The 9,712-nt window shown below is 62.8% G+C and carries 7 protein-coding genes; 3 read left to right on the forward strand and 4 right to left on the reverse strand.

What is annotated here, in order from left to right; translation table 11 throughout:
- Window positions 1-6: 6 nt before the first annotated feature.
- Both rpsP and ACZM96_RS03190 read left to right on the forward strand, forming a co-directional pair.
- Window positions 7-246: a 30S ribosomal protein S16 gene (gene rpsP, locus ACZM96_RS03185; protein WP_294484990.1), complete on the forward strand. Its 240-nt coding sequence runs from the start codon at window positions 7-9 to the stop codon at window positions 244-246.
- A 1,335-nt stretch (window positions 247-1,581) separates the two neighbouring features.
- A complete protein-coding gene (locus tag ACZM96_RS03190; RefSeq protein WP_489487290.1) occupies window positions 1,582-2,949 on the forward strand; it encodes an MATE family efflux transporter in 1,368 nt (455 codons plus the stop codon).
- Window positions 2,950-3,237: 288 nt separating this feature from the next.
- On the opposite strand, the gene ACZM96_RS03195 is transcribed toward ACZM96_RS03190, so the two are convergent.
- From ACZM96_RS03195 to ACZM96_RS03210, 4 genes are all read right to left on the reverse strand, one after another.
- Window positions 3,238-4,293 (reverse strand): type II asparaginase, encoded by a 1,056-nt coding sequence (locus tag ACZM96_RS03195; RefSeq protein WP_489487292.1) that lies wholly within the window; start codon window positions 4,291-4,293, stop codon window positions 3,238-3,240.
- A 372-nt stretch (window positions 4,294-4,665) separates the two neighbouring features.
- Window positions 4,666-4,977 carry an HU family DNA-binding protein gene (locus ACZM96_RS03200; protein ID WP_294445511.1) on the reverse strand — a complete coding sequence of 104 codons (312 nt, stop codon included), beginning with the start codon at window positions 4,975-4,977 and terminating at the stop codon, window positions 4,666-4,668.
- Between the two features lie 145 nt (window positions 4,978-5,122).
- On the reverse strand, window positions 5,123-6,058 hold the full coding sequence (locus ACZM96_RS03205) for an SAM-dependent methyltransferase (protein ID WP_489487293.1): 936 nt from the start codon (window positions 6,056-6,058) through the stop codon (window positions 5,123-5,125).
- Complete coding sequence (locus ACZM96_RS03210; RefSeq protein WP_489487294.1) at window positions 6,048-7,697, reverse strand: AMP-binding protein; 1,650 nt, start codon at window positions 7,695-7,697, stop codon at window positions 6,048-6,050. The genes ACZM96_RS03205 and ACZM96_RS03210 overlap by 11 nt, the downstream gene beginning before the upstream one ends.
- Before the next feature lie 294 nt (window positions 7,698-7,991).
- On the opposite strand from ACZM96_RS03210, the gene ACZM96_RS03215 reads away from it, so the two are divergent.
- Window positions 7,992-9,712 (forward strand): Sua5/YciO/YrdC/YwlC family protein (locus ACZM96_RS03215; protein WP_489487296.1); only part of this gene is annotated, 1,721 nt, incomplete at its 3' end.

Consider the following 9,712-nt stretch of genomic DNA (forward strand, 5'->3'; position numbering starts at 1 on the left):
TGAGATATGTCCGTTAAAGTGAGAATGACCCGCTCTGGTTCCAAGAAGCGTCCCTTCTACCGCATCGTGGCCATCAACAGCGACAGCCGCCGTGACGGTCGCCCGCTGGAATTTCTGGGCTACTACAACCCCAACACCAACCCCGGCACCCTGAGCATCGACAACGAAAAGCTTCAGGCCTGGGTCGGCAAGGGCGCCGAACTGTCCGACACCGTGCGCACCCTTCTCAAGAAGCTGGGCAAGTAAGGTATTTCCTTCGTGGACTCGTTCCCGTCTCCCGCTTCGGCGGCCGACGGGTTTTCGAGTTTAAACGCAGGAATATTTTTTGACGATGCGCGGAGCGGGAGCCGTTGTGCCCCAGTGACGGCGCGGCGTGAAGGTGTTGCCGGGCCGTGCGGGCGCGAGCCTCTGGAAGGGGCCTTCGGAAGTGCTTGTGGAACTCTCGGCGGACGCGCCGTGCGTTTTGTGAGTGCGAGCCGAGGAAGAGGGTCCGAGGCACGGCGGAAGCGCCGACGCTGCGCAGCTTCGGCGCGAAGGGCGGGAATCCCCGCGTGTTGTCCACCGGCTTCGGCCTTCCGGCCACCTCTTCGTGAGGCTGAGAGAGTCCCGGCGCTTTTCTTTCCCCGTCGGTCGGTCGGAACGCCTCTGCACGAGGTGAGGGAGTTGCCCTGATCGGCGCAGAAAGACGTTTCGCGAGTCGCGCAGAACAGCCCTGTCGGCAAAGACGCGGCAAGCCTGTTTCTGCCGGAGCCCAAGGCCCCCGTTGCACGGCAAGGCCGTAAGGCGCAGGGCGCGAGTGGGCTGCGGACGCGCAGGGGAACGGCGTTCGGCGCGGATTTTGTGCCGGGGAGGAGAAAGCCTCGGAGCGGCCAACGCCGGAACGGTCTGCGTCGGAGAGCCCTGTGCCGGAACGAGGCGCGTCAGAATGTTCGAGTCTGTGTGCCGACGTCAGGGCGGATTGTCCCATGTTTCGACGCGGCATTGGACAACGCGCTGCACGCCGTTGCAAACTCGCGGCTGACGGCGTTTCCGGGCTCGTTGTTCGCAAACCGGCGAAAGGTCGCGGTCCTGCACGGCGCAGACGGAAAAACGACGATGCGTTCCCGGCGAACGCTTCGCGCGACGCGGCCTTCAGAAAAAGCGGCAGCGCTCCGACGAGATGCTTTGCTTGCCGCAGCTTCTGCCGGAGAGCGCTTCGGCTTTCAGGGCAGGAGACGGGCGGGAGCGCGCAGCATCGTGCAACGTTCAGAACGCTCCCGCGAAAGGGCGGCCCTGAGAGTCGTCTTTCGTGAGGGCGGCTTCCGCCGAGCTGTCCGCACTTTGTTTGCCGACGTGCGTCGGCGCAAGATTTTCCGGCAAGCCTGCCTTGTCTTCGCAGGTCGCCGCTTCTGCCGAATCTTCGGCCGTTTTTTTGTTCGGAGCAGTGCTCCGCGTTTTCGGCGTCCCTGCTGCGCCTTCGTGCCGCAGCCGGCAGCGCCGCCTTTCAAACCGTAACCTGAAAAAGGGATGAGGTTCGAAACAGGGAAGCCCGTCCGGCTTCTCTTCCCCGCAAGACCTCCTCTCCCACCGGGAGGAGCCATCATGTTCAGGCATTTCAGCAAACAGGAAGCCCGCAACCTGGTCTTTCTCGCCGTTCCCGTCTTTCTCGGGCAGATAGCGCAGATTGCCATGTCCTTTGTGGACACCGTGGTTGCCGGGCGCGCCGGCACCGTCGATATGGCGGCCGTCGCCGTGGCCACGTCGTTCTGGATTCCCGGCACCATGTTCGGGCAGGGCCTTCTCATGGCCATCACGCCGCTCGTGGCGCAGGCGCTCGGCGCGGGCAACAGAATCAAGAGCAGGCATTTTCTGCGTCAGGGCCTGTGGCTTGCCGCAGGCATTTCCGTGCTGCTCATGGCCGTGTTCCTTGTCATCAGCCGCACCATCGTCCAATGGGGAACCATGGACGCGCATCTTGCACAGAAAACGTCGGAATACCTCTTCGCCGTGCTCTGGGGCGTGCCCGCGCTCATGTTCTTCGTGGTGCAGCGCTGCTTTCTGGAAGGCCACGGCAGAACGCGTCCCGCCATGGTGGCCGGTTTCGTGGGGCTTGCGCTCAACGTGCCGCTCAACATCATCTTCGTGTTCGGCAAGTTCGGTCTCCCCGCCATGGGAGCCGCAGGCTGCGGCGTGGCCACGGCCATTCTGTTCTGGTTCATGGCCGCGTCCATGACCTTCTTCGTCGTCCATACCGACAGGCCCGCCCTTGCCCTGGAAAAGCCCTCGTCCGCCATTCTCAGGCGCATGGCGCGCATAGGGCTGCCGAGCGCCTTTGCCATGCTCAACGAAACGGCCGCCTTCGCCCTCATTGCGCTCATCGTCTCCCCGCTCGGCGTCACCACCGTGTCCGGGCATCAGATTGCCATCAACGTGAGCGCCTTCGTGTGGATGTGTCCGTTCTCCATCGGTGCGGCGTCCACCATCCGCGTGGGCACGCTGCTCGGCGCGGGCGACATCGAGGCCGCCAGACGGGCCAGACTCACCGCGCTCGCCATCACGCTTGCCATGGCCTGCGTGCTGGCCGCGCTCATTTACCTCGTGCGCTATCCCGTGGCGGCCCTGTACACCGAAGATCAGGCCGTCATTCAGATGGCCAGTCTGCTTTTGATCTGTGAAGTGTTCTACCAGTTCCCGGACGGCGTGCAGACCAACACCCTCTGTTCGCTGCGCGGCTGGAACGACACCAAGGCCATTTTCTGCATCTCCTTCGTGGCGTACTGGATAGTCAGCCTGCCCCTCGGCTGGACGCTGTGCATGACCGATCTGCTCACTCCGCAGCCTCTGGGCGTGCTCGGCTTCTGGGTGGCGCTCATTGTGGGCCTCAGCGTGGCCGCCGTGCTCTACCTTGTGCGCATTCACAAGCTGGAGCATCTCTCCGTGGCCGACATGAAGAAAAAAATAGGCCGCTGACCTTTGCGCAGGTTTGCGCGCGGAAGCGCCGGAAAACGCATTCTCGGGCGTTTTCCGGCGCTTCTCGTCTGTTCCTCTACTACTTCAACCAAAGAGCTTTCCTGTTCCGTATCTGTGCTTCTGTATCCTCCTGTGCTGCGTTGTTCCATCGATAAGGCGATGGAGGGAAATGTTTTGCGCGTTCGGCCTCGACCGGGAGGGCGCATGAGCGGGCCCTTGCGGGCCCGCTTACGCGCATGGCGTACAGAGACCCCCTAGTCCTGCGGGGTCAGGCCCCGCGCTCTGCCGTCAATATGTGGCGAACATGCGCTGAATTTCGTTGCGGTCTTTGGTCACGGTCAGGGCCAGAGTGAGCAGCACGCGGGCCTTCTGCGGATTCAGATTGTCGGCCGTGAGGAAGCCGGGCTCCGCGTCCTTGCTGCTCGGAGTGACCATGCCGGAGCCGGTACGGGAACTGCGCACGACGATGAGACCCTTCTTGGAGGCTTCGGTCAGAACGGCCCGGGAAACGTTGGAAAGGCTGCCGCAGCCGGAACCGGCTTCAATAAGCCCCTCTGCGCCGGAAGAAACGGACGCCTTGTGCATGTTCACGTCGCCGCCGAGCGTCTGATAGGCAATGTCCACGCGGGGCAGCGTCGTCAGCTTGGAAACGTCGAATTCCGTGTCCCTGGTATGCTTGCGCACGGGAGCGCGATAAAACACGGGCTTGTAGTCGATCACATAGCCGAGCATGCCGAAGTCGGGAGTCTTGAAGGTTTCCACGGCGAGGGTGTTGGTCTTCGTCACTTCGCGGGCGGCGTTGATCTGTCCGTTCATGACCACGAGCACGCCCTTGCCTCTGGCTTCTTCGGAACCGGCCACGCCCACGGCGTTGAGCAGATTCAGCGGACCGTCGGCGCTGATGGCCGTGGCCGGACGCATGGCGCCCACGATCACCACGGGCTTGTCGCTCTTGACCACCAGATTCAGAAAGTACGCCGTTTCCTCCAGCGTGTCCGTGCCGTGCGTGACCACGATGCCGTCGCACTCGTCGGTGGCGAGAAGTTCATTCGCCCGCTTGGCGAGCTTGAGCCAGTCCTCAAAGGTAAGATTGCCGCTTCCGGTGTTGGCGATCTGTTCGGCCGACACCTTGGCTATGGTGGAGATGGAGGGCACGGCGTCGATGAGCTGCTGTGCCGTGAGGTCGCCTGCCTTGTAGTCCGTCAGCTGGGTGCTCGACGGCGCGGAACCGGCAATGGTGCCGCCGGTGGCCAGAATGGTGACCTTGGGAAGCTCCGCGCCGAAGGCGGAGCCCGTTATCAGTACGACGAGGGAAGCACTGAGCAGCAGTGATCTGATCTTCATGTCCGTCTCCTTTTTGCTTGCGTTGTTGCTTTTTATGAAGCAAAAGTCGTGCCAAACTATGAAAATCAACGATCTCAAACTGTTGCCGGAATGCGGCTGGAAAGGGCGATACAACCGCGTACTGTTCTTCGCCTTCTCTGGTACAAAGTCGTCGGGCGCATCCGCGTCCGGGCGGGGATTTCGGGCTTTTGCCGGGCGTTGCGGGCCGGGGCGGAGAGGCCGCGCCCTCGGCAAGATGAGCGCGGTGGCGCCGGGGAGCGGGCGACGCTGCCGAAGTGGGGAGGGCGGCCCGGCTCGGGGCATCCGGCGTGATTAAAAAAACAGACCGCCCGCAAACGCGGACGGCCTATTCCACAGACGCTCGAAGCGCTGTTACTTGATAGCATCCTTAAGAGCCTTGCCGGGAAGGAACTTCACAACGGAGCAGGCGGGGATTTCAATCTTCTCGTTGGTGCGAGGGTTACGGCCGGTACGAGGTGCACGCTTGACAACCTTGAAGCTGCCAAAGCCCATCAGGGTGATGGAATCGCCAGAAGCAAGACACTCAGAGATGGCAGAAATCACAGCGTCCAGAGCTGCTTCCGATTTTACTTTCGTCTCAAGTCCGCTTTTGGCGTAGATCTTCTCGACCAGTTCAGCTTTCGTCATGGTTTCACTCTCCCAAAAATTTTTTGACTCTTTCACTGAGTCACTTTTCAGTAGAATGAGAATCCCCGTATGTCAAGCTCAGCTCAGCTAACCAAAGAAAATTTTTATGGAAAAGCCTTCGCCGCGCTTTTCGGAGCATTCTCTGAACAGCCCTAAACGCAAGTGCCGCAAGCCTTGTGCCCTACGCGGTGCGCCTCCGCATATTTCCGAGGTTCACCCACGTCAGTTCGTGCTTGTTGCACGAAAGATGCATGACCTGCGAGCCCGGAATCTCCCGAAACGCCTGCACCACAGCGTGATCGGTGCTTCCCTGAAGTTTGAGCGTACATACGAAGTTCTCCGCGGCGTCGGCTTCAATCCACGCCTTCACCGTGCCGAGAAGACGCTCGGGATAGCAGGCCATGTCGGAAAAAAGCCAGTCCACATGGCCCGCGGTCTGCGGTTCCAGTCCGAACCCGCTGCCGAGGCAGTGATCGACGCCCTTCATGGCCGCGACGCGCGGATCAATGGGCGACTTGTCGATGCTGAACACGCTTGCCCCCAGGGAGGCGATGACCCATGTCCAGCCGCCGGGAGCGGAGCCGAGATCGAGGCAGAGTTCGCCGTTCTTCGGGCCGTCGCCCAGCAGGGTGAAGGTTTCCCACAGCTTGAGGTAGGCCCGGCTCGGCGGATTGACCTTGTCTTCCTCGAAGCGGACTTCCCCGTCGGGAAACGCGGAACTGCACGCGGCGGACACGAGCAGCGTGTCGTGATCCCAGAGCGTCCAGGAACCGAGGGGCGAGGTGGGCGCGCTCTCGCCGAAGACGAGCGGCCTCGCCTTCACCGGCGGAAGCTGCTGCTCGATGAGTGCGGCGCGACGGTGAAAATCCACGGCGTGCAGCTTCCAGTTGCGCTGGATGGACTTGAGCGTGTGCACCGCGTTGCCCACGGACGTGATGGGCTGAAAGAACGGCTCAAGCCAGATGTTCTGGGCCCATGCGGAATGGAACAGACCTTCGGCGAGCACCAGCCGTTCCTTCACTTCGAGCACGCGCACGTTGTGGAGCCTGAGTTCATCCAGAAGATCCTGTTCAAAGCCCCGCGCCGCCAGATAGACGATGAGAGGCTTACTTGACATTGGGGAACAGCTCCGCCGCCATTTCGCGCAGCTTGAACTTCTGCACCTTGCCGTTGGCCGTTTTGGGGAAGTCGTTCACCACGGCCACGTAGCGCGGAATCTTGTGCCAGGCCACGCGGCCGCGGCAGAAGTCGCGCACGTCTTCGGGGCGCACGGTCTTGCCTTCGCAGGGAATGAGAAAGGCCGCCACGTCTTCGCCGTAGCGCCGGGAGGGTATGCCCAGCACCTGCACGTCGCGCACGGCATCCATTTCCAGCAGAAATTCTTCGATTTCCCTGGGATAGATGTTCTCGCCGCCGCGCACGATCATGTCCTTGATGCGTCCCGTGATGCGCAGGTAGCCTTCTTCGTCCATCACGCCGAGGTCGCCGGTGTGCAGCCAGCCTTCAGCGTCGATGGTTTCCGCCGTGGCCTCGGGCATGTTGAAGTAGCCCTTCATCACGTTGTAGCCGCGGCAGCAGATTTCTCCCTGTACGTTGCAGGGCACGGTTTCATGGGTCACGGGATCGCGCAGCTTCACTTCCACGCCTTCCAGCGCGCTGCCCACGGAGCGGCAGCGATGCTCGTCGCTTTCCGTGATGCCGGTCATGGTGATGACCGGAGAGCATTCGGTGAGCCCGTAGGGAATGACGATGGCCGCAAGTCCCATGGCGTCCATCACCTGCCGGATGAGAGGCTCGGGGCACACGGAGCCGCTCATGAGGCCGAAGCGCAGACTGGAAAAATCGTACTGACTGAAGCGCCGATGCCCCAGCATGGAAATGTAGGTGGACGGCACGCCGTACACGCCGGTGCATTTTTCGTCCTGAATGGCGGCCATGACGCGTTCCGGCGAAAAGGTTTCCGTGATCACCATGGTGGAGCCGTGACTGACGCACGCAAGCACGCCCACCACGCATCCGAGGCAGTGGAAGAGCGGCAGCGGAATGATGACGCGGTCCTGTTCGGAGAGCTCTTCGCGTTCGCCCACGCAGTAGCCGTTGTTGCCTATGCCCACGTGGGTGAGCATGACGCCCTTGGGAAAGCCCGTCGTGCCCGAGGTGTACTGCATGTTGACCACGTCGTAGGGCTTCACCAGCGCCTTGCGCGCTTCGTACTCGGCGTCGGAAATCTCTCCGGCCCGGTTCAGAATGGCGGAAAGCGGCAGCACGCCGGGATGCGGAATGTCCTTGAGGCTCATGACGCGGCGAAGATGCGGAAACTTTTCGCAGTGCAGTTCGCCTTCGTGCTGATCCTTCAGGTTGGGAATGACGCGGTAGAGCGCCGACACGTAATCGTAATCGAGAAAGCCGTCGATGCAGAAAAAGTTTTCGCATTCCGACTGGCGGATGAGATATTCAAGTTCGCTGTCGCGATAGTTGGTGTTCACCGCAAGCAGCGTCGCGCCGATGCGCGCGGCGGCAAACATGAGGGTCACCCAGTTGGGCACGTTGGTGGCCCACAGGGCAATCTTCTCGCCGGGCTGCACGCCCAGCGCCATCAGACCCCGTCCCAGCCTGTCCACCGTGTCGGCAAACTCGCTCCAGGTCTGCCGGTAATCGTGCCCCACATAAACAAGGGCCTCACGATCGGGGAAACGCATGACGGTCTCGTCCAGCATCTGGCCGAGAGTGCGTTCCTGCAGCTTGAATTCAGACATGTTCCGTTCCTTGACATCAGTGCGCGGAAAATCCGGGGCCAGAGGACGAACAGCCGGACAGCCGCCGCCGTGGGAGCAAACCTCGACATGGAAGGTTCCCCGGAGGAATCTGCCATTTTCATCGCTTCCGTGGAAATGAAGGGACGAAAAAACCTCTCTCGGCAGCTTCCAGTCCGGACATCTTATGGCATTGCGGGCGCTTTCTCAAGGAAAAATGCAGTCCTTTCCCGTTTGCGTGCGGGGGGCGCTTTTCTTCGACGGCGGCGGAGGCTATACTGCGCGCCGGAGGATCGCATGAGGGAAAGGCACATCTACACGGTCACGGGCCAGGTTCAGGGCGTGGGGTTCAGACCCTTCATCTATCGGGAGGCGTCGCGGCTCGGGCTCACGGGAAGCGTGGGCAACACGCCCGAGGGCGTGCGCATCGAAGTGCAGGGAGAGAAGGCCGCGCTGGAGCTTTTCGCCTCTTTTCCGGAGCGCGTGCCGCCGCTTGCCCGCATCGCCTCTCTGGAGCGGCGTGAGGCCGGAGTCGTGGAGAACGAGAGCGAATTTTGCATTCACGAAAGCCTCGACGGCGAGCACCGCGGGCACCGCGTGCTGGTGAGCCCGGACGTCGCCCCCTGCGACGCATGCCTTGCCGACATGGCCGATCCGGGCAACCGGCGCTTCGGCTACGCCTTCACCAACTGCACGAACTGCGGGCCGCGCTACACCATCACGCGATCCATTCCCTACGACAGGCCGGTGACCAGCATGGCCTGTTTTCCCATGTGCGCGCCGTGCGCCGAAGAATACCACGATCCGGCCGACCGGCGTTTCCACGCCCAGCCCAACGCCTGCCCCGAGTGCGGCCCCGTGCTCTGGCTGGACGGCGATCCGGCGTGGCTGCGCGAGGCGGAAAGAGCGCTGTTTGCCCGGGGCGCGGCGCCCGATGACGCGCACAAAGCTCTGCACGAGGAGAGAAAGAAGCGCTACGGCCTGCCGGAGCACGTCGTCATGGGCAACGCCGCCGTGCTTCTTCTGCTGGAGGCGCTCAGGCAGGGCAGGATTGCCGCCGTGCGCGGACTCGGCGGCTTTCATCTGGTCTGCGACGCGCGAAACGCCGACGCCGTGGCCGAGCTTCGCCGCCGCAAGGCGCGTCCGCACAAGGCTCTTGCCGTCATGACCGCGGATCTGGACGCGGCAGGGCGCGTGGCCGTGATCGGCGAAGGCGCGGCAAAGCTTCTTTGTTCGCCGCGCCGCCCCATCGTCATCTGCCCCCGGAAAACGGCGGGCGAAAGCCGCGACGCGCTGCCCGATCTGCTTGCCCCGGACACGGCAAGCATCGGCCTCATGCTGCCGTCCACGCCGCTGCATTATCTGCTCTTTCATCCCGAATGGGCGGGCGGACGCCGCGAAGACGTGCTGCCTGCGCTGGTCATGACCTCGGGCAATCCGCACGGCGCGCCCCTGTGCCTCGGCAACCGGGAGGCAAAGGAGCGTCTCGGCTCCATGGCCGATCTTTTTCTTTGTCACGACAGGGACATTCTCGTGCGCGTGGACGACTCCGTCATGTTTCCCGAAGAGAGCGCTCCCGATCGCCCCGCCGCGCCGAAGCTCATGGTGCGCCGCGCAAGGGGCTTTGTGCCCGAGCCCGTGCGCCTGCCCGAGCGCCCCTTTGCCGAAGCCGGGGACTCGGTGTTTGCCGCAGGCGCGGAGCTCAAGCACACCTTCTGCCTCACCCGGGGCCGGGAAGCCTTTGTGAGCCAGCACCTCGGCGACGTGAGCCGTCCGGAGAACTTCGCGTTCTTTGAGGAAACGCTGAAACATCTTTTGCGCCTTCTGGAAGTGGAGCCGCGCGTGGTGGTGCGCGATCTGCATCCGGACTATCTTTCGAGCCGCCTTGCCGACGACGTCGCCGCTTCGCGCGGCCTTGAGGAGCTCACGCTCCAGCATCACGTTGCGCACGTGTGCGCCGTCATGGCCGAGCACGGCCTGTCTTCTCCCGTGCTCGGCCATGACGGCGCACACGTGCG

It is taken from the genome of Mailhella sp. (assembly GCF_057866825.1).

Bases quoted from the DNA above. Each gene is read 5' to 3' on its own strand.
- ACZM96_RS03205 (WP_489487293.1), bottom strand. From the start codon at position 6,058: ATGTCAAGTAAGCCTCTCATCGTCTATCTGGCGGCGCGGGGCTTTGAA.
- rpsP (WP_294484990.1), top strand. From the start codon at position 7: ATGTCCGTTAAAGTGAGAATGACCCGCTCTGGTTCCAAGAAGCGTCCC.
- ACZM96_RS03210 (WP_489487294.1), bottom strand. From the start codon at position 7,697: ATGTCTGAATTCAAGCTGCAGGAACGCACTCTCGGCCAGATGCTGGAC.
- ACZM96_RS03190 (WP_489487290.1), top strand. From the start codon at position 1,582: ATGTTCAGGCATTTCAGCAAACAGGAAGCCCGCAACCTGGTCTTTCTC.
- ACZM96_RS03195 (WP_489487292.1), bottom strand. From the start codon at position 4,293: ATGAAGATCAGATCACTGCTGCTCAGTGCTTCCCTCGTCGTACTGATA.